We start from the raw sequence: 22765 nt of genomic DNA on the forward strand, positions 1-22765 counted from the left end.
CTCTCGGTTACCTGAATGACACGAGTCGCCGATAGCCTCCCCCATATGAGGGACAACATCACACCTATTACCAAGGCCGTCATTCCTGCCGCAGGACTCGGCACTCGCTTCCTGCCCGCGACAAAGGCCATGCCGAAGGAGATGCTGCCTGTCGTGGACAAGCCGGCCATCCAATACGTGGTCGAAGAGGCAGCGGCATCCGGGCTGGAAGACATCCTGATGATCATCGGCCGCAACAAGAACGCCCTCGCGAACCACTTCGACCGGGTGACCGAGCTTGAGATCGCTCTGCAGAAGAAGGGCGACCAGACCAAGCTGGATCGAGTGAACCACTCCAACTCGCTCGCCGACATCCACTTCGTGCGCCAGGGCGACCCGCTCGGTCTCGGCCACGCGGTGCTGCGGGCGCGCAAGCACATCGGCAACGAGGCGTTCGCGGTGCTGCTCGGCGACGACCTGATCGATGAGCGCGACGATCTGCTCTCGACCATGATCACGGAGAGCGAGCAGCGCGGGACCACGGTCATCGCGCTCATGGAGGTGCCGGCCGAGTCGATTCACCTGTACGGCTGCGCGGCGGTCGAGGAGACCGACAACCCTGACGTTGTGAAGATCACCGGGCTGGTTGAAAAGCCCTCGGTGGAGGACGCCCCCTCGAACCTGGCCATCATCGGCCGTTACGTGCTGCGCCCCGAGATCTTCGACGTGCTCGAGGTCACCGAACCCGGCAAGGGTGGCGAGATCCAGCTGACCGACGCGCTGCAGACACTCGCCGCTGACAAGAATTCGGATGGCGTCTACGGCGTCGTCTTCAAGGGCCGCCGCTACGACACCGGCGACCGTCTCGACTACATCAAGTCGATCGTGCAACTCGCGCTCGCCCGCGAGGACCTCGGCGCGCAGCTCGCTCCCTGGGTGCGGCACCTCGCTGCCGGCATGCCCGAGCAGCCGCTGGCCGAAGACGAGAAGAAGGCCTTCGAGGAGATCGTCGGCTGACGCCTCGCACTCGAACCGGAGCCCCACCCCGCAGGTCCAGCGGGGTGGGGCTTCTTCGCGCTAGGACGACTTCGCCTGGCCGAGCGCCACGTGCGAGCGGGTCGGGCTGAGGTAGTCCTCGGCCCACGAGAACAGGGCGCGCATCCGTTGCCTGTTCCCGGACAGCAGCGCGACGTGCACCGCAAGCCATGCGAGGAACGCGATCGGCCCGTGCAGCCGATAGCGGTTCTTACCGAGCTCGGCCACAGCCGCGCCCCGGCCGACCATCGCCATGTAGCCCTTGTCGACATAGCGGAACGACTCCCGCCGGCCGCCGTTGAGGTCAGCGAAGATGTTCCGCGCCGCCCACTTGCCCGCCTGCTGTGCCACGGATCCCAGCTGTGGCAGCTTTGCGCCCGTCTGGTCGGTGATGTTTGCGGAGTCCCCCAGTACATACACTCCGTCGACACCGGGCACGGTCAGGTCGGGTTTCACGTCGACGCGGCCGCCCTTGCCCTGCGGCAGCCCGGATCCGTCGATCAGCGGACCCGCTTTCAACCCGCCGGCCCACACCACCAGCCGGCTGCGGATCGCGGTTCCGTCGGCCAGCATGACGCCATTCGCGCGCACCTCGGTCACTCCAATGCCCAGCTTCAGCTTCACGCCGACCTTCTGCAGGTGCTTCCTCGCGTAGTCCCGGGACTGTGGCGAGAACGCCATCAGCACGTTCGGCACGAGGTCGACGAGCCGGATCCGGCACCGCTTGGCCAGATCCCGGGAGAAATACTCGGGGATGACGTAGCGCATCATCTCGCCGAGCGCGCCGGCGGTCTCCACACCGGTAGGTCCGCCGCCGACCACGACGATGTTGACTCGCGCATCGCCACCCAGCCGGTCGGCCTCGTCGATGAGCTCGACAACCCGGGTTCCCAGCCTGGTCGCGTCGGTGATCGAATACAGCGGATACGCGAACTCCTCGGCTCCGGGGGTGTTGAAGAAGTTGGGCACGGCTCCGGTCGCGAGCACGAGGATCTTGGCCTGGAAGGTCGCCCCATCCGCCGTGGTGACCGTATGGCTTGCCGCATCGACGGCCGTGACATCGGCGGTGAGCACCCGGACCAGATGCCGCTGCTTGCGGAAGATTCCGCGCAGGGGTCTGGTGACGTCCGAGATGCCAATCTGCGCGGTCGCCACCTGATAGATCAGCGGCTGGAACTGGTGGTAGTTGTTGCGGTCGATGAGCAGCACCGAGACACCCTTCTTGGCGAGTGCCTTGGCTGTCTCCACCCCCGCGAATCCTCCACCGACGATGACGACTTCATACGTCTTCTCCATGGGGGCGACGGTACTCCGGGCCTTCGGATCCAAACACGGATTCCCAGACATCCGCCATGATGTCAAAAGCGCCTCACATCCGGCACCGCTATTTCGTCGTAGGGGTAGAAGAAGCTCTTACGTGAAGGGAATTCAGTGCGCTCAGTCACCGAATCAAGCCACACCGTCCTCGTGGTCGGCGGCGGATACGCCGGGATCATGGCCGCGAACCGACTGCGCTCCTCGCTGAGCCCGGCCGAGGCCGCCGCGGTTCGGATCACCGTGATCAGCCCGTCGGCGCAGTTTGTGGAGCGCGTCCGGTTGCACCAGGTGGCCGCGGGCAGCCTCGCTTCGGCTGCGCGACCGCTGCAGGAGATGCTGCACGGCGACATCGACGTGGTCTCCGGCTCGGTGACGACCATTGAGTCGGCTGCCCAGCAGGTGAGGGTGACCACCCCCAATGGCACCCGGGTGATGCCGTACGACTCACTGGTCTACACGGTCGGCAGCATGGCAGCACTGTCCACGCCCGGCGTCGCGGAGCACAGCCACCCACTCGCCGATCCGAACGCCGCCAGCCTCGCGCAGGCGACGATCGCGGCGGGCGGGCCGGGGCAGCGGATCGTCGTAGTCGGTGGTGGATCGACCGGTGTGGAGGCTGCAGCCGAGATCGCCGAGCAGCACCCCGCGGCGCAGGTAACCCTGCTGTCATCCGGGCCAGTCCTGGGCCGCATGCGGCCGTCGGCGCAGCGTGACATCCGTCGGGTGCTCGATCGGCTGGGCATCGGAATCCGCGAGGGAGCACGGGTGGATCGAGTCCAGTCGGATGCCGTCATCCTGACCCATGGCGCCACCGTCCCGTTCGATGTGTGCATCTGGGCAGCATCGTTCGCGGTGCCGCAGTTGGCCGCCGACAGCGGCCTCGCCACCGACTCGAGCGGACGGCTGCTGGTGGATGAGTGCCTGCGCAGCGTCGAGTATCCCTCGATCGTCGGGGCAGGCGACGCGGTGCGGGTACCCGCGTCGGTCGGCGCGCACCTGCGGATGAGTTGCGCGGCTGCCCTGCCACTCGGAGGCGCAGCGGCCGACACCGTGCTCGCGCGGCTGCGCGGGCAGCAGCCCAGGCCGATCTCGATCGGCTACGTCGTGCACTGCCTGAGCCTCGGTCGGAAGAACGGATACATCCAGCTGCTCGCCGCAGACGACCGCCCGCGGCGCCTGCACGTCCGCGGTCCACTGGCCGCTCGCATCAAGGAAGCCATCGTGCGGATAACCGTCAGCGGTCCACTCAAGGAGCGCAGCAAGCCTCGCTCCTACTGGGCGCCACACGGCCCCCGCCGACTCACCGCCGAGCCCGTGTCGGCAGAAGCAGGAGCGATCCGATGACGGTGTTCGCCCCTGGTAGCGCCGAGTACCGCCAGTTGTTCGGTGTGAGCTACCGGCTGCTCGGGTCAACGCACGACGCCGAGGACGCGGTGCAGGAAGGGCTGGCACGCTGGCAGGAGCTGACCGCGGACCAGCAGGCAGAGATTCGCGAGCCGGTGGCATGGCTGACCACCGTGGTGAGCCGGATCTCGCTGGATGTGCTGGGCTCGGCCCGAGCACGCCGCGAGAACTACACCGGGATCTGGCTGCCCGAGCCGGTGCTCGGCTCGGCCGGCGTCGCCGACCCGCTGCACAGCAACCGGTTCACCGATCCCGAAGATGCGGTCACCCTCGACGAGTCGGTGTCGCTGGCACTGCTCGTGGCGATGGAACAGCTGACGCCGGGAGAGCGCGTCAGCCTGATCCTGCATGACGTATTCGGTCTGCCGTTCGCGGAGATCGCCGAGATCGTCGGCCGGTCCCCCGATGCCTGCCGGCAGCTGGCGTCCACCGCGCGGCGCCATGTGCGGGCCGGTCGCCGGTTCGAGGTGCCGGGGCCGGACCGGGACCGGGTGGTTCAGGCGTTCGCGGCAGCGTGCCTGGGTGGCGACATCCGGGCGCTCGTTTCTGTGCTGGATCCGGATGTCGTGTCCCGCGCCGACGGTGGGGAGCACGTGAATGCGGCGAAGCGCACGCTCACGGGCGCCGACGCGGTTGCCCGGTACCTGCTTGGTCTGGTGTCGAAGTATGGGGCTGACGGCACTGCGTCGATCGAGCTGGTGAACGGGCGCACTGGGATTGTGCTTCGCACGGCCGGTCAGGTGACGGGCGTGCTCGATCTCGGCGTCGTGGATGGCCGGGTCGCCGAGATCGCGCTCGTTGTCAATCCGGAGAAGCTCGCCTAGGACGACGAAGGCGCCCACCCCGTGAGGGATGGGCGCCAGCGAAGGTGGTTACGCGTTCGCGAGGTCGGTCAGCAGCTGGTCGCCGGGGAAGACCTCGGCGTACTCGGCCGTGATCTCGGCCCGGTCCAGCAGCTCATCCACGCGACGGCGGCGGTTGCGGCCGACGAGGGTGACCACGGTGCCCTGCTTGCCGGCGCGGCCGGTGCGGCCGGAGCGGTGCAGGTAGGTCTTGTACTCGTCGGGGGCATCCGCCTGGATCACCAGCGAGATGTCGTCGACGTGGATGCCGCGGGCAGCGACATCCGTTGCCACCAGCACATTCACCCGACCACTCGTGAGCTTCTCGAGGTTGCGGGTACGGCGCGACTGGTTCAGGTCACCGTGCAGGCTGACCGCGGGGATGTCGGCATATTCGAGCATTTCGGCAACCTGCTCGGCGAACGCGCGGGTGCGGGTGAAGATAAGCTTCTTGCCCTCGCCCGCGGCGAGCTGCTCGATGATCGCCGCCTTCTCGCGGTGGTCGATCAGCAGCACCCGGTGGTCGATCGTCGAGGACGCCTGGTCCTCCCCGGCGACCTCGTGCACGGCCGGCTCGGTGAGGAACTCGTTCACCAGCGCGGCGACACCCTTGTCCAGGGTGGCGCTGAACAGCAGCTTCTGGCCGTCTGGCGCGGTGCGACGGATGATCCGCTGCACCGGCTCGAGGAAGCCCAGGTCGCACATGTGGTCGGCCTCGTCGAGCACCGTGACGACGACCTCGCTGAGGTCGAGGCGACGCTGTTCGATGAGGTCCTCGATGCGGCCGGGCGTTCCGATCACGATGTCGACACCGCGCTGCAGCGCACCGACCTGCTTGTGCTGCGGCACGCCGCCGTAGATCTGGGTGGTGAACAGGCCGACTGAGCGCGCGATCGGCTGCACGGTGCGGTCGATCTGCAGAGCCAGCTCGCGGGTCGGGGCGAGGATCAGCGCGCGGGGCTTGCGGCCCATCTGGCGCTTGGTGCCGCCACCGTTCTCCATGAGCTTCTCGACCAGGGGAGCCCCGAAGGCGATGGTCTTGCCGGAGCCGGTGCGGCCACGGCCGAGCACGTCGCGCCCGGCGATGACATCGGGGATGGTGGCAGCCTGGATCGGGAACGGCGACGCGGCGCCGAGTTCGGCAAGCGCGCGCTGGATGTTGCCGCCGATGCCGAGGTCGGCGAACGAGACGTTCACGATCTCGTCGGCGGTGGTCATCTCGGCTTTGAGCTTCCCGAGCACGACGTCGTCCTGCTGAGTGAACGGCTGCGCGTCCTTCGACGGGTAGTAGTTCGACTCGCGGCGCGGTGCACGGTTGTCGCGGTCCTGCCGGTCGGAACGGTGGTCACCGCGCGGGGCGCGGTCACGGTCACCGAAGGTGCGCTGCGGGCGGTCGCCGAAGTCACGGCGCGGGGCGCGGTCGTCATACGAGCGCTGCGGCCGGTCGGAACCGTACTCGCGACGGGGAGCGCGGTCATCGTTGGAACGCTGCGAACGGTCGGAACCGAACTCGCGACGAGGGGCACGGTCATCGTTCGAACGCTGCGGACGGTCGGAACCGAACTCGCGACGCGGAGCGCGATCGTCGTACGAACGCTGCGGACGGTCGGAACCGAACTCGCGCCGAGGAGCGCGGTCATCGCGGTCCTGGCGCTGCGGGCGGTCACCGAACTCGCGACGCGGGGCACGATCGTCATACGAACGCTGCGGACGATCCGAACCGTACTCGCGGCGCGGGGCACGGTCGTCGTTGGAACGCTGCGGACGGTCGCTGCCGAAACCGCGGCCGTTGGCCGGCTTCTCGCGCGGGGTCCAGTCGGGGCGACGGTCAGCCCGCGCGCCCTCGCCACGGGGGCGTTCGGCGTTGTGGCCGCGAGAGGCGCGCTCGTCGGCGTTCCAGCGGGCCTTCTTCGCCGGGGCGGCCGGCTCGGCCTTGTATCCGCGGTGCTTGGGGCTCTTGCTGCCGGACTTGGGGGCAGCCGAGCGAGGGGCGCGTTTGGGCGCATTGAAATTGGGCATAGTTCTTTCCGGGGTTCTTCGTGTGCATGAAAGAGAAACCCGGGCAGCCTTTGGCCGGGGCCGTTCACATCAGTGACTATTCACCAGCGGATGTACTGGGGAAACCGGCCCGCAAGACTTACAAACCCGCACGCGAAAAATCGCGCCGTCTTGTGCCGACTGGTCTACGTTACCTGACGCTTGCTGAAAAAGCACTAGGTTTGTGCGCACCATGCCTTCGCCGCTCCGAACCGTCAGCGCTCTCGTCGCCCTGACCGTCGGAGCGATCCTCGTCGGCTGCACCCCCCTCGGCACCGGGCAGGAGCAGGTAACCCCGGACGCGCAGCCCATCTATCCGATGCTGGCCGCGAACCCCGATATCACCGTCCTGGAGGATGTCCGCTACGGCACGATCGACGGTGTTCCGGTGTTGCTCGATGTCTGCCTGCCGCCCGAGACCGACCACGCCGCACCCCATCCAGCGCTCATCTCGGTACACGGCGGATCGTGGACCCGTGGCGACAAGGCGGCGCCGGGCTGGCGAGCGGTATGCACCTGGCTTGCGTCGGAGGGCTTTGCCACCTTCTCGCTGAACTACCGGCTCGCCCCGAAGCACGTGTTTCCTGCAGCGATCACGGATGTCGCGGCGGCCGTCGAATGGATGCGTTCAGCCGACCAGGTCGACCGATTCGGCATCGACCCGGAGCGCATCGGGGCATTCGGCGGCTCGGCCGGCGGCAACCTGGTGTCGCTGCTCGGGGTGACCGGCTCGGGGTCGCTGAGCAAGGGAGCTCGCGTGGCGGCGGTCGCTTCACTGAGCGGCCCCATGGACCTGACTGGGGCGCACGCGACCGACTCCTTCTTGCCGGTACAGCTCAGCTACCTCGGTTGCATCGACTATCAGGCGTGCATGAGTACCGAAGCGGCATCCCCACAGTTCCATATCGACCCGAGCGACCCGCCGTTCCTGATCGCCCATTCCACCGTGGAGATGATCCCCCTCGGGCAGGCGACGCGATTCGTCGAGGAGTTGCGCGCTGCGGGCATTGACACGGAGTTCGTGACCGTCGAGGGCGACCTGCACGCGCTCGAGCTGCTGGATGAGAGCATGTCAGCGCGCGTGCTGGAGTTCTTCCGGAAGGCACTGGTCGCACCCGATGCGGTGCTTGCCGAGGCAGAACAGCCCGGATGATGAAGGTTCCGCCCGGTGCGCACTGACCGGAGAGTTCCGGGGATCGCCTACCTGGTAGCGGTCACCTTCTTCATGGAGACCCTGGACGGCACGATCCTCGTCACCGCTGCGCCCCAAATCGCCGCCGACCTCGGCGTCGCTTCGGCCGACGTCAATGTGACGATGAGCGCCTACCTGATCGCCGTGGCGTGCGCGATCCCGCTCGGCGGTTGGCTAGCCGCTCGCCTGGGTTCCCGCGCCGTGTACTGCACGTCGATTGCCGTCTTCACGCTGGCGTCGCTGCTGTGCGCGCTGAGCGGTGACCTCACCGCGCTCACCGTCGGCAGGATCATCCAGGGCATCGCCGGCGGGATGATGGTGCCCGTCGGCCGCCTTGTCGTGCTGCGCGGCACCGAACGGCGTGATCTGGTGCGTGCCATTGCGATCATCACCTGGCCCGCTCTCGTGGCTCCGGTGCTCGCCCCCGTCGTCGGCGGTTTCATCACGACCATCGCCACCTGGCAGTGGATCTTCCTGATCAACCTGCCGATTGGGGTGACGGTGTTCATCGTGGCGCTGGTCACAGTGCGCGACAGGACCACCGAGCGTCGCGCCCTTGACTGGCCTGGGCTGGTGCTGGTCACAGTCGCGGTACTCGGGCTGATGGTGGCCATGGAACTCGCAGCCGGCTCAGTGCCGCTCGTGACGGTAGCGGCGGCCGGTGTCGCACTGCTGGCGGGAACCGCCGCGGTGTGGTGGTTGCTCCGCTCGCGACATCCGCTGCTCGATCTGCGGGTGTTCCGGCTGCCGACCTTTCGCGTAACCAACTCAGGCGGTTTCGTCTACCGCGCGGTGGTGAATGCGGTGCCGTTCGTGCTGCCGCTACTGCTGCAGGATGCCTTCGGCTGGACGCCGCTGGAGTCGGGAATTGCAGTGGCGTCACTGTTCTTCGGCAACCTTGCGATCAAATCGGTGACCACGCCGCTGCTGCGCCGACTCGGCTTTCGGCCGGTGCTGCTGATCGGCGTGATCGGCACGATCGGATGCCTATTGCTGTTCGCTCTGCTGTCCCCTGGATCGCCGGCCGCGCTCGTGGCGACGCTCGGCTTTGCGAGCGGCGTGTTCCGTTCGATCGGTTTCACGGCCTACAACACCATCCAGTTCGCGGACGTTGACCGAGACGAGCTCGGGGCGGCGAACACCCTCTCGGCGACCCTTGCGCAACTGGCGGCCGGGTTGGGGATCGCGGCCGCCGCCACGATCCTGCGGCTCGCGGATGTCGCAGCCGACCCTTACCGGGTGACCTTCGTGGTGCTGGCGATGCTCTGCGTGACCGCGCTGATCGGCGCGCTGCGGTTGCCGCGGGACGCCGCCCGGCATATCAGCGCGGGCTAGCCGTCACTCGGCCGGGTTCACGAGTACAGCAAGGTGGCGCAACGCAAGCTCGTAACCCTGCACGCCGGCACCGACGATGACGGCGCTGGCCGCCGACGACACACGCGAGTGCTGCCGGAACTCCTCACGACGGTGGATGTTGCTGATGTGCACCTCAACGACCGGCTTCTCGACGGCCAGCAGCGCATCGAGGATCGCCACCGAGGTCGTGGTGAACCCGGCGGGGTTGATGATGACACCGTCGAAGTCGGTGCGGGCTGCCTGAATCCAGTCGACGAGTTCGCCCTCATGATTGCTCTGCCGGAACGAGATCTCGAGCCCAAGCTCGGCGGCCGTTCGCGAGCACAGCTGCTCGAGTTCGCCGATCGTGGTGCTGCCGTAAATGTGCGGTTCGCGCATCCCGAGCAGGTTGAGATTCGGTCCGTTCAGAATCAAGACGGTGGTCATCGGTGGCTCCAGAGTGTCGTACGCCGGGCCGAGGCGCCCGTGAAATCCCGATCCTCAACCTATCGCGGCGGCGGCTGCCCCCCCGTTGCAGTAGCCAATATGTCGGCCTAGTCTGGCGGGACAGGCACCGACCCCCTCCTGAAGAGCAGAACCCGTCCCGTGGAACCATCCTCGCTTCCCGGTCGTGAACGGAACCCCCGCTCGCGAGGACTCGTCGTGCTCACTGCGGTCATCGTTGGGCTCTCCTCACTGAATCCTGCCGCGGCGTGGGCCACCGAGGAACCGGTCGAAGACCCGACACTGAGGGAGCAGATCCTCGACGCGGTGACCGATGCCCTCACCGGGGCGGACCCGGTGCCACCGACCGTGCCACCGACGGTGCCGCCTGCCGAGGAGCCCGCCGGGCCGGTCGAAGAACCCACGGCACCACCGGCCGAGGAACCCGCTGAACCGCCGACGCAAGAGCCGACACCACCGGCCGACGAGCCGGCCCAACCGCCGACCGAGGAACCCCTCGCTCCTCCGGCCGAGGAACCGACTAATCCGCCAACCGAAGAACCTGTCGATCCTCCGACGGAGCAACCGACAAATCCGCCAACCGAAGAACCGGTCGATCCACCGGCCGAGGAGCCCGTCGATCCACCGGCCCAGGAACCGACGAATCCGCCGGCTGAGCAGCCGACCGCTCCGCCGACTCAGGAACCTGCCCCTCCGCAAGCGCCCGGGCCCGTCATTTCCCCGGCACCGCGTGACCGTGAGACACCGCCCGCCCACCGGAGTCCATTCGGCCGGACAGCCGACGACGCAGCTGAGCTCGAGGAACAGCGGAAGGCACTCGAGGCGATCTCGGCAGCGAGGATCCGTCTCGAGGAGGCCCGTGATGCGCATGCCCAGGCCGCAGCCGTGCTGGCAACCGCGGAGGCGCACTACCGACAGGCCGAAGCTGCGGCCCAACGCCTCGATGAGCGTGCCGCCGCCGCGGAAGACCTGGCCAATGCCATTGACCGGCTCTTCGTGAGCGTGGTGCGCGCACGAACAGTCTCCCCGGATGACTGGGCGCTGGTCTTCGGGCAGCAGGATGGAAACCTGTCCTCGCTCGGTACCGCCGGTCGGCTGCGTGGGCTCGCCAGCGATGCACTGGCACTGGGAGACCTCGCAGCCCAGCACCGCGAACGAGCCATCGCCCTGCGAGCGCAGGCCGACGCCGCCGACGCAGAATTGGCAGCGGTCGGCATCGAGGAGTTGCGAGCAGCCGAGCGCAGCGCGGCACAGGACGTGGATGCCGCGGAGCGCGAGTTGCGCCGATTGCAGGCCGCCCGACTGGCAGGGCTCAACGACGACACTGTTCCGTTGGCCCGGGACTCGGGTCAACTGAGCGACGTCGGCTGGGCGCTGCCGGTGACCGGCGTTCTCAGCGGCGGCTACGGATGGCGCGCCGTGAAGCCGCTGCCGGGAGCAAGCTCCTTCCACAGCGGTCTGGATCTCGCTGCCGGCTGCGGCACCCCCGTGTTCGCCGCGGCGGCCGGCACCGTCACAGACGCGGGCTGGGCTGGCGGCTACGGCGCGATGATTCTGCTCGACCACGGCTCGGGAGTCCAGACCGGTTACGCGCACCTTCCGACGAACGGCATGGTTGTCGAGAAGGGCCAGGAAGTGGCAGCCGGCCAACTGATCGGCGTCGTCGGCACCACCGGAGTCTCCACCGGATGCCACCTGCACTTCGAGGTGATGATCGACGGCGGCCGGGTGAACCCGATCCCGTTCCTCACAGCCCGTGGCGTTGCCTTCTAACCTTCCGCTAGTCGAGCCACATCCCGCCGGTCGAGCCACATCCCGCTGGTCGAGCGTGCCGAGACCCGCAGAATCTCGCCACGCTCGATTGACGACCCTCGGGGCCGAGTAATAAATGTCTGACATCTAGTCAAGCACGCTTTACATTCGGCTATGTCTACTTTTCTTTACACCAAAGGGGTTCGCCATGACCGCCGTGATTCGCTCTCCGCGCAGCGCGACCAACCTGCGCACGCCCGCCCTCGTCGCAGGAATCGGACTGCTGCTGATGGCCATGCTCGCCGCGTTCGGCAACTTCGGCGCCGTCGAAGCAGTCGTCGTTCGCGAAGACGCGGCAGCGACCGCGCGCAACCTCATGGAATCCGAGGCGCTCTTCCGGGTCGGAATTGCGGCGCTGCTGGTCGTCGTCGTGCTCGACATCGTCGTCGCATGGGCGCTATTCCTGCTGCTCGAGGAGGTGAACCGCGCACTGGCACTGGCCGCCGCCGGTTTCCCAGCCGCCGTGTTCGCGGCCGCCACGAGCCAACTCGTCCTCATGCTCGACCTGCAGGCCTCGCCCCCGGCGGCGCTGCAGGCGTTCACGACGTTCGAGCGAACCTGGAGCGTTGCGCTCATCCTCTTCGCCGTGCACCTCCTGTTGATCGGGTACCTGGTTGGGCGCAGCGGATTCATCGGCTGGCTGATCGGCGTGCTCGTGCTGATCGCCGGGCTCGGCTACTTAGTGGATTCCTTCGGCGCGGTGATCGTGCGCGGATACACGCTGGAACTTTCGACGTTCACATTCGTTGGCGAAGTCGCCCTGATGCTGTGGCTCCTCATCAAGGGCCCGCGCCTCCAGCGGCACTCGGCGTAGCATCCCGATATGACCGCAGAAGCCGTGTTCGACGAGCTCGCTGAAGAGCTCGAGCCATCCGGTGCCACGCCGGGCAAGATGTTCGGAGCTCGCGGGATCATTTTCAAGAAGAAGGCGTTCGTCTGCCTCGTGCAGGAGCACCTCGCGTTCAAGCTCGGCGCCGGCACCGACGCGCACGCCACGGCGCTCGCGCTGCCCGGCGCTGAACTGTGGGATCCGTCGGGGATGGGCCGCCCATTCAAGGACTGGGTGGCGATTCCGGCGACGGATGCCGAGAGCCTGACACCGCTCGCCGAGGCAGCGCTGGCCTATCTGCAGTCGACCCTTCCTGCGACCTGATCGGGGCCGGTTACTCGGTCAGGGCGGCTCGCCGGGCCTCACGCCGCTCGCGCGCGCCCTCGACCAGGTAGTACAGCGCGGGCAGCACGACCAGGGTGAGGAAGGTCGATGAAATCAGTCCACCGATCACGACGATCGCAAGCGGCTGCGAGATGAACCCGCCATGCCCGGTCAGGCCGAACGCCATCGGCACCAGCGCGAAGATGGTCGCGAGCGCCGTCATCAGGATCGGCCGCAGACGCCGGGATGCCCCGTGCACGACCGCATCGCCGACGAGCATGCCCCGGTCACGGTACTGGTTGACCAGGTCGATCAGCACGATGGCGTTGGTCACCACGATGCCGATCAGCATCAGCACGCCGATCAGCGACGGCACACCGAGCGGCACTCCCGACACCACCTGAAGCAGGATCGCACCGGTCGCCGCGAACGGCACCGAGATCAACAGCAGCAGCGGCTGCCGGAGGCTGCGGAAGGTGGCCACCATCACGATGTAGACGATCAGGATCGCCACCAGCAGTGCGATGCTGAGCTGCGTGAACGCGTCGCCCTGCTGCGCGGTGACGCCACCGAGTTCCGCCGTCGCACCGGCCGGCAGATCGACCTCATCGACCGCAGCCTGAACCTCGGCCGATGCGGTGCCGACGTCATCGGAGTTCGGGGTGACCGAGACCGTTGCCGCCCGAACGCCGCGGATGGTGGTGATCGACGCCGGCCCGTCAACCTGGTCGATGCTCGCGACCTGCTCGAGCGGCAGCGGCCCGGCGGCTGTCGGCAGCACGAACCCGCGCAGCTCGTCGACCGTGGTCGGGGCATCCGAGTTGCCGATGTAGATCGACATCGTCTTCTCGTCGATCACGGCCGAGCCGACCGTGCTCGGTTGCATCGCCTGCGAGACCATCCCGCCGACCGCGATCTCGCTGAGGCCGACCTCGGCCGCCTTGGCCCGGTCGACCACCACGGCGATGTACGGCTGTGTCTCGGACAGGTTGCTGGTTGCCTCGGCGGTGATGCCGAGGTCGCTGACCGTCGCGAGCAGGGCGTCGGCCGCTTCCTGCAGGTCGGCGTGGCTGTTGGCCTTGATGTCGATGTCGATCGTCGACGAGGCGAAACCACCGCCGGTGGCCGCGACCTCGATGTCGCCGACATCCTCAAGCGCATCGAGTTCGTCGCGCACGGTCTGCTGCAGCACGGCCTGGTCAACGTCCGGGTCGGTGGTGATCGAGTAGGTGATGTCGCCGCCACCACCGAATGCGGCGAGCAGAGAGCTGCCGCTTGACCCGATCGAGGTTTGCACCGTCTCGATGCCGTCGATGGCGAGCAGTTCGTCTTCGACCACGCCGGCCGCGGCATCCATCGTCTCAAGGCTCGCGCCAAGCGGCAGCGTCTGACTGACCGACAGGGTGTTCTGGCCGCTCTCGCCGATGAAGTTGGTCTTCATGCTGGGGACCAGCGCGATGGTTCCACCGAGCACGAGGGCGGCGGCCAGCAAGGTCACCGCGGGGCGTTTGATGGTCCAGTGGATGACCGGCAGGTACGCCTTCTGCAGCCGGGTCGGAGTGTCGAGCTCATCCTTCGAGCCGATCCCGCCGGTCGAGCCGGTCCCGTCCGTCGAGTCGATCCCGTGTCGCGGGCCCCTCCCGTTAGGCGAGCCCGCCGAGACGCCTGTGGAACCTGTCGATACTCCGCCGGCCCGTCTCGCGCCGTGTCCGAGCGACGGCGCATCGAGTTCTGTGTCGACGGGGTCGATCGCCGGAGCCGGATCGGCGACCACGGGGGAGGCAGAGGCGGCAGCGTGACCCGACGTGACGGTGACCAGGTCGCGCGGCTCCTCCGCCGGCTGGGCAGTGTCCGCGGCCAGTCGCGCGGTTTGCGCGGCCTTCCGGTCCGCCTTCTTGCCGAGGAACCAGTATGCGAGCACCGGCACGATGGTCAGCGCCACGAACAGCGACGCCCCCAGGGCGATGGTCACGGTCAGCGCGAACGGCCGGAACAGCTCGCCGGTGATGTCGCCGACCAGCGCCAGCGGCAGGAACACCGCGACCGTGGTCACGGTGGAGGAGGTGATCGCGGTGGCGACCTCGCGCACGGCGGTGCGGATCGCGTGCATCCGGTTCTCGCCGAGGCCAAGGTGCCGTTTGATGTTCTCGATCACGACGATGGAGTCGTCGACGACCCGGCCGATCGCGATCGTCAGCGCGCCGAGCGTCAGGATGTTCAGCGTGTAGTTCGCCGCCTGCATGCCGATGAAGGTGATCAGCACCGACACGGGAATCGAGATCGCGGTGACCAGGGTCGACCGGATCGACCCGAGGAAGATCAGGATGATCAGCACGGCGAAGACCAGACCGAGCATCCCCTCGGTCGCGAGCGCCTCGATGGACTGTTCGATGAAGGGCGCCTGGTCGAACACCACGGTGAACTCGGTGTTGTTGCCGAGGGACTCCTCGAGTTCGGGCATGAGATCCTGCACGGCGTGCGACACGTCGACGGTGTTGCCGTCAGGCATCTTGGTCACCGCGATCGTCAGCGCCGGTTCACCGTTCACCCGCGAGATGCCGGTGACCGGGTTGTCTTCAACCTCGACGCTTGCCACGTCGCCGATCGTCGTGACCGCAGACCCGCCGATCAGTGGGAGCGCCGCCAGTTGCGCGGCGGAGTTCAGGCGCTCGCCGGCCTGCACGCTGAGGGTGGAGTCACCCTCGGTGATCGAGCCGGCGGGCAGCAGCACACCGTTGGCATCGAGCGCGTCTCGGATGGACTGCACCGAGAGTCCGGCAGAAGCCAGCTGCGCGACATCCGGAGTGATGGTGACCCGCTGCCCGGTCTCGCCGAGCAGACTGGCCTCGCGCACGTTGTCGAGCGCGGTGATGTCGGCGATCGCGGACCCGGCGAGCGCCGCCGAGAGGTCACGCTGGTCGAGGTCGCTCGTGACCGCGATCTGCACCACCGGCAGGTCATCGAGTGATCCGGTGACCACCTGCGGTTCGACATCGGCAGGTAACTGCGACGCCAACCGGTTGATGGCCAGTTGCACCTTCTGCTCGGCGGAGACCAGGTCGGTGCCGTACTCGAAACTTGCCGACACGAAGGAGAGATCGGTGCTGGAGGTCGCTGTTGTGGACTCGAGTCCGGTGACGCCCTGGATCGCGGTCTCGATGGGAGTCGACACGTCTTCGTTGACCACTTCCGGCGCGGCACCGGGGTAGGTCGTGAGCACCACCACCTGCGGGAAGCTCACCGACGGGATGAGCTCCTGCTTGAGGGTGTTCAGCGAGATGAACCCGAAGATGCCGACGACGATCGTGACCAGCGCGATGAGGGCTCGGTTACGCAGGCTGAAGACAGAGAGAAGATGCACTGTGCTCCGGATTCGGTGAGAGGGCGGATGCCGCGGCTTTCAGTATTCCAGTCGGTCGAGTGGATCTTGCAGCCTCTGCACGATTGTCAGCGCCCCACTCAGTGGATTCGCAGCGGGGGTTCTGGTTTGAGTGCCCCCTGCTCAACCGGTTGGATGAGGGAGTGCTCATGCTCCGACGCGTTGCCCAGTTGTTCATCGGGCTCGCGTTGTTCGGGCTCGGGATCGCGCTACTGATTCGCGCCGAGATCGGGTTGCCGCCGTGGGATGTGCTCGCTCAGGGATTGTCGCGGCAAACGGGCCTTCCGTTCGGGCTGTTCACGGTGGCTATCAGCCTGGTCGTGTTGCTGCTATGGATTCCGCTTCGGGAGCGACCCGGGTTCGGCACCGTCGCGAATGCGCTGCTCGTCGGTCCGTTCATCGAAGTCGGACTCCGATTTATCCCGACCCAGACGGTGCTGTGGGCGCAAGTGCTCGTGTTCGCAGCCGGGCTGGTGATCACCGGACTCGCCAGCGGCCTGTACCTCGGTGCCCGGTTCGGCAGCGGCCCGCGCGATGGGCTGATGACCGGCCTGATGCGGGTCACTGGCCGGCCGATCTGGGTCGTACGTACGGCGATCGAGCTGGTCGCGCTGATTGCCGGGTGGCTGCTCGGCGGCACGGTCGGCGTCGGGACGGTCGCTTTCGCCCTGCTGATCGGACCGCTGATGGGCTTCTTCGTGCCGCGGCTGCGAGTGCCGGACGCGCCGGGGCGGCGCGGGCGCTGGTCGCACTGACCCGTCACGCGGGCGCGGGCGCGACCCGGCGCGTTCGTGCCTGTTTGTGACGTCTGGGCCTGCGCGAACCGGCACAGTCGCGCCGAACATGCACAGACGCGGCTAGACCACCTGCGCAAACAGCTGCGCGTCCACCGGCAGCGGGTTGCGCTGCACCTGCGCCCACGCGCGTTCGAGCATGTCCACCCCGCGCTCGAGTTCGTCATCGGAGTAGCTGAACGGGATGCGCAGGAAGCGCTCGAACGCACCGTCGAGGCCGAACCGCGGGCCGGCCGCGATGACCAGCCCCTCGTTGCGGGCGGCGAGCGCCAGCTGCGAGCTGACCGGTTCGCCGAGGTTCGCCCAGACCGTGAGTCCGCCGCCGACCCTCGGCACGCGCCATCCGGGCAGCCGTTCAGCCAGCAGCCGCGTCAACTGGTCGTGACCGCGCCGGAGCTGCCAGCGGCGGTCCTCGAGGATTGTGTCCATCTCGCCCAGCAGTCGGCAGACCACGAGTTGCTCGAGCAGCGGCGTACCGAGGTCACCGCTCGACCGAGCATTGGCAAGGCGGGCAATCGTGACTCGGTCGGCGCGGATCCAGCCCACCCGCAGTCCACCCCACAGGCTCTTGCCCACCGAACCAACCAGGATGGCCTCGCCGTGCGCCGCGAACGGCAGCGCAAGCGGCGTTCCGTCGAAGCCGAGTTCGGCCATGGTCTCGTCGGCGATGAGCCGGGTGCCCTGGCTCTCGGCCAGTTCGAGCACGCGCGTCTTCAGTTCGACCGGCATGGTCTGTCCGGTCGGATTGTGGAAGTCGGGCATCAGGTAGCCCAGTGTCGGACTAGTGCGCACAAAGGCCTGCTCGAGTTCGGTCTCATCCCAGCCGCTGTCCGCGTCGACGCTGACCGGCACCAGGCGCGCGCCGGCCGCGCGGAGCGCTTCATAGCCGTGCGGGTAGGTGGGCGCTTCGATCAGGGCGCGATCGCCACGGCCGAGCAGGGTGCGCGCGATCAGGGCGATCGCATGCTGCGCCCCGATGGTGACCATGATCTGCTCGGGATCGGTGGGAAGACCGCGTGCACTGTAGCGGTCGGCGATCGCCTGACGCAGCACCGGCAGTCCGACCGGGTCGAAGCCCGACTGGGTCAGGTAGCAGGGCAGTTCATGCGCTGCCCACTCGGCGGCTTCAATGATCGCCGGCGCTGGCGGCAGCGTCGCCTTGCTGAAGTCGAGGTATCCGTCTGCGGATGCTTCCGGCCCGGGGTCCGCCGGACGCGGCAGCCGCGCAACACTGCCCGAGCCGCGCACGCTCTCGAGGTAGCCGGCGTCGCGCAGGGTGGCGTATGCCGTGGAGACCGTGGTGCGGCTGATGCCCAGGTGGCTGGCGAGCTCCCGCTCGGCGGGCAGCCGGGAGCCGAGCACGATGCGCCCGTCAAGCACCAGCAGCCGGATTCGATCGGCGAGCGCCGCATAGGTCGGCCCGGTCGGCCGGTTCCGCCAACCGCCAAGAAGAACGTCGAGCGCGCGCGCCGAGATCTGCATAAGGCCACCTTACGCAGATTGGCCTCTTGATCAAGGGCCAGTTTTCTAATTGGATTGCCAACATGTCTCCACAGCTCGTCATGGCCCGCCGAATCACCCAATTGGCCGTCGGCCTGTTCTTCTACGGGTTCGGCATCGCGTTGATGCTGCGCGCGGGCATCGGTCTGGCTCCCTGGGACGTGCTCACTCAGGGCATCCAGCGGCAGACCGGGTTGAGCTTCGGGCTCATTATCGTGCTCACCAGCATGGTCGTGCTGCTGCTCTGGATTCCGATCAAGCAACGGGTCGGCATCGGCACCGTCGCCAACGCCCTGCTGATCGGGCCGTTCGCCGACGTCGGCCTGATGCTCGTTCCGCAGCAGCAGACCGAGTGGTGGGCCCAGGCGCTGGTCTTCAGCGCGGGCCTGGTGATGGTCGGCATCGCCACCGGACTGTACATCGGTGCCCGGTTCGGTCCCGGTCCGCGAGACGGACTGATGACCGGCCTGGTGGCGAGGACCGGCTGGCCGATCTGGGTGGTGCGCACCGGCATCGAGATCACGGTGCTCGCCATCGGCTGGCTGCTCGGTGGAACGGTGGGCATCGGCACGGTCGCCTTCGCCCTGCTGATCGGGCCGCTCGCAGGCATCTTCATCCCGCGGCTCACCGTGCCGGAGCCGAGGCGGCGCGAACTCGAGGTCGTCGAGGTCGCCTGACCGGCGCAAGTCACCCGCCAGAACCACCGAGGGGTCGCAAACTGCTCCACCGCGGAATGCGGACGGCGCAGACTGCGACCCCTCGGCGCAGTTCCACTAAAGGTGGCGGTCGGCGTAGACCTTCATCGCGTCGCGAACGAAGGCCGCGCCATCCGTACCGCCGTAGTTCGCCGCGAAGCGATCGTCGGCGACGTACATCTCGCCCAGTCCGGTGAAGTACTCCTTCGTCGGACCGGCCGCTCCTCCGCCCGGCGTGCCCGGAATCCCGCGCAGCCACTCGAAGTGCCGCTGGGCGAGCGCTTGCGCCTCATCACTGTCGGGCGCGATCCCGCGCTGCGATGCGGCAATCCAGTCTTCGCCGAGCCGTTTCGCGAGCTGCTGCCATTCCGCCTTCTCGGTGGCGCTGAGCGACCGCCACCAGCGATCACTCGACGCGTAGGCGTCCTTGCCCCACCGCTGCTCGACCTCCTCCTTGTACTGGGTGTGGTCGAAGCCATCGAACATCTCTTCTGCCATCAGTTGTCCTCCTCCTTCGAGTTTTTCGATCGTGGTGCTCACACTCGCGATCTGCCGATCGATGCGCTGCTTCTCTTGTTCGAGCAAGCGCAGGTGCGACTCGAGCGCCGCAGTGTTGCTCTGCTGGCCGTCCAGGACCTCGCCGATCGCCGGCAGCCCGAGCCCGAGATCGCGCAGCAGCAGGATCCGCTGCAGCCGGGTGAGCGCGTCCGCGTCGTAGTAGCGGTAGCCGTTGCCCGCGGTGCGGGTCGGTCGCAGCAGCCCGACGTCGTCGTAATGACGCAGCGTGCGGCTGGTCGTCCCGACCAGCCGGGCGACGTCCTGAATGCTCCACTCGAGTGCCATGACTCCACGGTAGAGATTGACGTAGCGTCAATGTCAAGCCGGATTCTGACGCGCGCTTCAGGGGTTTCCCTGACTGATCCCTGAAGAGGGTTGTGGCCGCGACACTCGCGATATATCTTGATTTCAATCAGACGCGATATATCGCGAACTCGGATGCCTCGGGCATCCCCACAACTCAGGAGAATCAGATGGCGCACGAACAGTGGCTCGTCGATGGCCCCAAGGTCATCGACATTGAATCCATCAGCAAGCTCAAGGTCTCACTGGTCGCCGGCCAGGTCGACATCGTCGGCCACGACGAGCCAGGCACCCGGGTCGAGGTGCACTCGGTCAGCGGCCGCGACCTCAAGGTCTCGATCGAGGGCGACACGCTCGAGATCGACCACCCGCAACTGAGCTGGGAGAACTTCCTCGACGCGTTCAAGGCGTACAGCGGTCGCGCCAGGGCCGAAGTCAGCATCATGGTGCCGCGCCACGTCGCCCTGAAGTTCGGTGTGGTCTCGGCCTCCGCCCTGATCAGCGGGCTGACCGCGGATGCCTCGATCAGCACGGTCTCGGGCGACGTCGTCGTCGACTCGGTCGCCGCCAACCTGAACCTGAACTCGGTGAGCGGCGAACTCGCCGTGCGCAACCACACCGGCAACATCGCGGTGCACACCGTCGCAGGCGACGTCACCGCGACCGGCCGGATCGACAAGTTCTCGAGCGACGGCGTGAGCGGGGACGTGTTCCTCGACGTGGCGGGCAACCCCGACGACATCCGCGTGAACACGGTGAGCGGCGCGGTGACCACCCGGCTGGAACCTGGTGTTCCCGCGCAGTACAAGATCAGCACCATCAGCGGCAAGCTGCAGCTCGACGACTCCTCAATCAGCGGCGTGCGCGGCAGCTACACCGGCAAGTACGGTTCACTCGACGGCAGCTGGCTGGAGTTCAAGGCCAACACGGTGTCGGGCAACGTGAGCGTGCTGCACGCGGTGAGCGTATGACCCCGGTATTCGGGCACGGCCATCTGCGGCTGTACCTGCTCAGCCTGCTCGCCGAGCGACCGCAGCACGGGTACGAGCTGATCCAATCGCTCGAGGAGCGCTTCGGCGGCACGTACACGCCGAGCGCCGGCACGATCTACCCGCGCCTCGCCAAGCTCGAGGAGGAGGGCCTGGTCACCAAGAGCGCGGACGGCCGCAAGACCGTCTATGAGATCACGGATGCCGGACGCGCCGAGGTCACCGCCCGGGCCAGCGAGCTCGACGGCATCGAGAACGAACTGACCGATTCGGTGCGTCGGCTGGCCGACGAGGTGCGCTCGTCGGTTGGTGAGGCGATGAAGTCGCTGCGTGCCGACTTGGCGTCGGCAGCCCGCGAGGCCCGCACGGCCAGTTCCGGTGCGGTGAAGACGACGCAGCTCGGTGCGCGTGAGCGCCTGCGTGACGCCGAGATCCTGCTGGCGGAGTTCCGGCACGAGGTGCGCTCGGAGTTGCGTCTTCGCGCGGCTAAGGGAGAACTGCCGGCCGAGACCGTCGAGTCCCTTCGCGCCCAGCTCGACGCCGTGCGCCGCTCGCTCTGACCGGCTACCGGAAGGCGACCGGAACGTACAGGTCCTGTACCCGGTCGCCGGCGGCGGTGTGGTCGTTGCGGGTGAAGATGCCGCAGTCCTGCTCGCGGCAGTCGATGCCTTCGCCGACCGGCGCCGGCACTTCCAGGTATGCGGTGAACGTGCCCGACGCAGCGTCGTCGTAGGAGCGCGCGCCGAACAGTCGCCACGCCCAGTCGTCGTTGATCCAGTTGCTGGGCGCGAACTGCACGCTGCCCTCTTCGAAGCTTTCGCCTTCCTCGGTGGACGGCACGCCGCCGAGGCAAGGCCCGGGCTTGCCGCCCGGCTCCGGGATCACGCAGATCGCCACGTAGATGCCGCGCGACGCGTCAAAGCCGCTGCCGCTGACGACCAGCCGATCCCCCGCGGCGAGCGCCGAAGTATCGACCGGCCCGCCGGGTTCTGCCGACATCACCTCAATGCTGCGGTCGCGGCCGTCTTCGCCCTCACCGGTCGCGGCGGTCGGCCAGTCCTCGGTGAACGGCTGCTGCCCGGACGCCCCGGCGTTCTGGTGCGTGAGGATCGGCACGGCGATGACCGCAATCACGATCAGGAGGGCCGCAACAATGGCCCCGGCAACCAACCACGGCCAGCGACGCCGACGAGGCTGCTTCATATCTCAAGTCTAAGAGCCCACTAGAGTCGGGTTCCGTGCCGCTGACCCTGCTTGCCGTCTTCCTCGGCGGCACCGCGGGCACCGGCCTCCGGTTCGGCGTCGACATCCTGCTCCCCGCCACCAGCGGATTTTCCGTTGCCACCCTCGCCATCAACCTGCTGGGTTCATTCGCGCTCGGAGTTCTCGTCGGCCGGGTCTGGCCGGTGGTGCCGCACTGGCTGCGCGCGGCCCTCGGCCCCGGCTTTCTCGGCGGCTTCACCACGTTCTCGGCGGTGACGCTCGCGGCGATCACACTGCCGCCGCCCATCGCGGTTGCCTATCTGGCGGCTTCCTTCCTCGGCGGGTTCGCTGCCGCACTGGCCGGACTGCGCCTCGGCCATGCCCGCCGCAGTGCCGACGAGATCGGACCCGAGCAGTGATCGCTCTTGCCGTCATGGTCGCGGGCGGCATCGGGGCGGTGCTGCGCTACCTGGCCACGCTGCTGCTTCCGCTGCCGTGGGGCGTGTTCGCCGTGAATGTGGCCGGCTCTGCGAGCGCCGGCGCGGTGCTGGCATTGTCGGATGTCGCGGCCTGGGACGCCGGCATTCAGCAGATCCTCCTCACCGGCTTCTGCGGAGGCCTGACCACTTTCAGCACCTTCGCTGTGGAGACCGTCGAGCTGGCCCGCGACGGCCGCTGGCGAACGGCCGTCGGCAGCGCCGCAGCCCATCTGATCGTCGGCGTGGCGGCGGCCGCCGCGGGGTGGTCCCTGATCGTTACTTTCACCTGATCAG

At 67.7% G+C, this 22765-nt stretch carries 21 protein-coding genes; 14 read left to right on the plus strand and 7 right to left on the minus strand.

What is annotated here, in order from left to right; all coding sequences use genetic code 11:
• Nucleotides 1-45: 45 nt before the first annotated feature.
• A complete protein-coding gene (gene galU / locus GO591_RS14505; protein WP_157157470.1) occupies nucleotides 46-996 on the plus strand; it encodes a UTP--glucose-1-phosphate uridylyltransferase GalU in 951 nt (316 codons plus the stop codon).
• Nucleotides 997-1056: 60 nt separating this feature from the next.
• On the opposite strand, the gene GO591_RS14510 is transcribed toward galU, so the two are convergent.
• Nucleotides 1057-2310 carry an NAD(P)/FAD-dependent oxidoreductase gene (locus GO591_RS14510; RefSeq protein ID WP_157157471.1) on the minus strand — a complete coding sequence of 418 codons (1254 nt, stop codon included), beginning with the start codon at nucleotides 2308-2310 and terminating at the stop codon, nucleotides 1057-1059.
• A gap of 135 nt (nucleotides 2311-2445) precedes the next feature.
• Between GO591_RS14510 and GO591_RS14515 the strand changes: the two genes are divergently transcribed.
• Together GO591_RS14515 and sigJ are read left to right on the plus strand one after the other, a co-directional pair.
• Entirely contained in the window at nucleotides 2446-3675 is a 1230-nt protein-coding gene (locus GO591_RS14515; RefSeq protein ID WP_157157472.1) for an NAD(P)/FAD-dependent oxidoreductase, read from the plus strand.
• A complete protein-coding gene (gene sigJ, locus GO591_RS14520; protein WP_157157473.1) occupies nucleotides 3672-4559 on the plus strand; it encodes an RNA polymerase sigma factor SigJ in 888 nt (295 codons plus the stop codon). Before GO591_RS14515 ends, sigJ begins: the two co-directional genes overlap by 4 nt.
• Before the next feature lie 48 nt (nucleotides 4560-4607).
• Here sigJ and GO591_RS14525 read toward each other — a convergent pair whose 3' ends face one another.
• On the minus strand, nucleotides 4608-6596 hold the full coding sequence (locus GO591_RS14525) for a DEAD/DEAH box helicase (protein ID WP_157157474.1): 1989 nt from the start codon (nucleotides 6594-6596) through the stop codon (nucleotides 4608-4610).
• Between the two features lie 211 nt (nucleotides 6597-6807).
• On the opposite strand from GO591_RS14525, the gene GO591_RS14530 reads away from it, so the two are divergent.
• Together GO591_RS14530 and GO591_RS14535 are read left to right on the plus strand one after the other, a co-directional pair.
• A complete protein-coding gene (locus tag GO591_RS14530; protein ID WP_157157475.1) occupies nucleotides 6808-7767 on the plus strand; it encodes an alpha/beta hydrolase in 960 nt (319 codons plus the stop codon).
• A gap of 15 nt (nucleotides 7768-7782) precedes the next feature.
• Nucleotides 7783-9141: an MFS transporter gene (locus GO591_RS14535; RefSeq protein ID WP_232466197.1), complete on the plus strand. Its 1359-nt coding sequence runs from the start codon at nucleotides 7783-7785 to the stop codon at nucleotides 9139-9141.
• Nucleotides 9142-9144: 3 nt separating this feature from the next.
• Here the strand turns inward: GO591_RS14535 and aroQ are convergent, their stop codons facing one another.
• Nucleotides 9145-9588: a type II 3-dehydroquinate dehydratase gene (gene aroQ, locus GO591_RS14540; protein ID WP_157157476.1), complete on the minus strand. Its 444-nt coding sequence runs from the start codon at nucleotides 9586-9588 to the stop codon at nucleotides 9145-9147.
• 216 nt (nucleotides 9589-9804) lie between these two features.
• On the opposite strand from aroQ, the gene GO591_RS14545 reads away from it, so the two are divergent.
• The 3 genes from GO591_RS14545 to GO591_RS14555 all read left to right on the plus strand — a co-directional run bounded on the left by GO591_RS14545 (nucleotide 9805) and on the right by GO591_RS14555 (nucleotide 12571).
• On the plus strand, nucleotides 9805-11379 hold the full coding sequence (locus GO591_RS14545) for a peptidoglycan DD-metalloendopeptidase family protein (protein WP_157157477.1): 1575 nt from the start codon (nucleotides 9805-9807) through the stop codon (nucleotides 11377-11379).
• Nucleotides 11380-11566: 187 nt separating this feature from the next.
• Complete coding sequence (locus GO591_RS14550) at nucleotides 11567-12232, plus strand: DUF4386 domain-containing protein (protein WP_157157478.1); 666 nt, start codon at nucleotides 11567-11569, stop codon at nucleotides 12230-12232.
• 9 nt (nucleotides 12233-12241) lie between these two features.
• Nucleotides 12242-12571, plus strand: a complete 330-nt coding sequence (locus tag GO591_RS14555; protein WP_157157479.1) for a hypothetical protein — start codon at nucleotides 12242-12244, stop codon at nucleotides 12569-12571.
• A 10-nt stretch (nucleotides 12572-12581) separates the two neighbouring features.
• Here the strand turns inward: GO591_RS14555 and GO591_RS14560 are convergent, their stop codons facing one another.
• A complete protein-coding gene (locus GO591_RS14560; protein WP_157157480.1) occupies nucleotides 12582-15932 on the minus strand; it encodes an efflux RND transporter permease subunit in 3351 nt (1116 codons plus the stop codon).
• Between the two features lie 167 nt (nucleotides 15933-16099).
• Between GO591_RS14560 and yczE (GO591_RS14565) the strand changes: the two genes are divergently transcribed.
• Nucleotides 16100-16705: a membrane protein YczE gene (yczE, locus tag GO591_RS14565; RefSeq protein ID WP_157157481.1), complete on the plus strand. Its 606-nt coding sequence runs from the start codon at nucleotides 16100-16102 to the stop codon at nucleotides 16703-16705.
• 102 nt (nucleotides 16706-16807) lie between these two features.
• Here yczE (GO591_RS14565) and yczR read toward each other — a convergent pair whose 3' ends face one another.
• Entirely contained in the window at nucleotides 16808-18226 is a 1419-nt protein-coding gene (gene yczR, locus GO591_RS14570; protein ID WP_157157482.1) for a MocR-like transcription factor YczR, read from the minus strand.
• 62 nt (nucleotides 18227-18288) lie between these two features.
• Between yczR and yczE (GO591_RS14575) the strand changes: the two genes are divergently transcribed.
• Entirely contained in the window at nucleotides 18289-18921 is a 633-nt protein-coding gene (gene yczE / locus GO591_RS14575) for a membrane protein YczE (protein WP_157157483.1), read from the plus strand.
• A 96-nt stretch (nucleotides 18922-19017) separates the two neighbouring features.
• On the opposite strand, the gene GO591_RS14580 is transcribed toward yczE (GO591_RS14575), so the two are convergent.
• Nucleotides 19018-19782, minus strand: coding sequence for a MerR family transcriptional regulator (locus GO591_RS14580; protein ID WP_157157484.1), 765 nt, complete (start codon nucleotides 19780-19782; stop codon nucleotides 19018-19020).
• Between the two features lie 188 nt (nucleotides 19783-19970).
• On the opposite strand from GO591_RS14580, the gene GO591_RS14585 reads away from it, so the two are divergent.
• Together GO591_RS14585 and GO591_RS14590 are read left to right on the plus strand one after the other, a co-directional pair.
• The gene (locus tag GO591_RS14585) at nucleotides 19971-20771 is read left to right on the plus strand and encodes a DUF4097 family beta strand repeat-containing protein (RefSeq protein ID WP_157157485.1); all 801 of its coding nucleotides are present in this window, start codon (nucleotides 19971-19973) and stop codon (nucleotides 20769-20771) included.
• Nucleotides 20768-21349, plus strand: a complete 582-nt coding sequence (locus tag GO591_RS14590) for a PadR family transcriptional regulator (RefSeq protein ID WP_157157486.1) — start codon at nucleotides 20768-20770, stop codon at nucleotides 21347-21349. The genes GO591_RS14585 and GO591_RS14590 overlap by 4 nt, the downstream gene beginning before the upstream one ends.
• Before the next feature lie 4 nt (nucleotides 21350-21353).
• Here the strand turns inward: GO591_RS14590 and GO591_RS14595 are convergent, their stop codons facing one another.
• Nucleotides 21354-21992, minus strand: a complete 639-nt coding sequence (locus GO591_RS14595; protein WP_157157487.1) for a hypothetical protein — start codon at nucleotides 21990-21992, stop codon at nucleotides 21354-21356.
• Nucleotides 21993-22027: 35 nt separating this feature from the next.
• Here GO591_RS14595 and GO591_RS14600 point away from each other — a divergent pair, with 35 nt between their 5' ends.
• Together GO591_RS14600 and GO591_RS14605 are read left to right on the plus strand one after the other, a co-directional pair.
• Nucleotides 22028-22411, plus strand: a complete 384-nt coding sequence (locus GO591_RS14600; protein ID WP_157157488.1) for a fluoride efflux transporter FluC — start codon at nucleotides 22028-22030, stop codon at nucleotides 22409-22411.
• Nucleotides 22408-22761, plus strand: a complete 354-nt coding sequence (locus GO591_RS14605) for a fluoride efflux transporter FluC (RefSeq protein ID WP_157157489.1) — start codon at nucleotides 22408-22410, stop codon at nucleotides 22759-22761. Before GO591_RS14600 ends, GO591_RS14605 begins: the two co-directional genes overlap by 4 nt.
• Nucleotides 22762-22765 lie beyond the last annotated feature (4 nt).

This window comes from Diaminobutyricimonas sp. LJ205 (genome assembly GCF_009755725.1).
In the GTDB taxonomy this organism is placed as follows: domain Bacteria; phylum Actinomycetota; class Actinomycetes; order Actinomycetales; family Microbacteriaceae; genus Ruicaihuangia.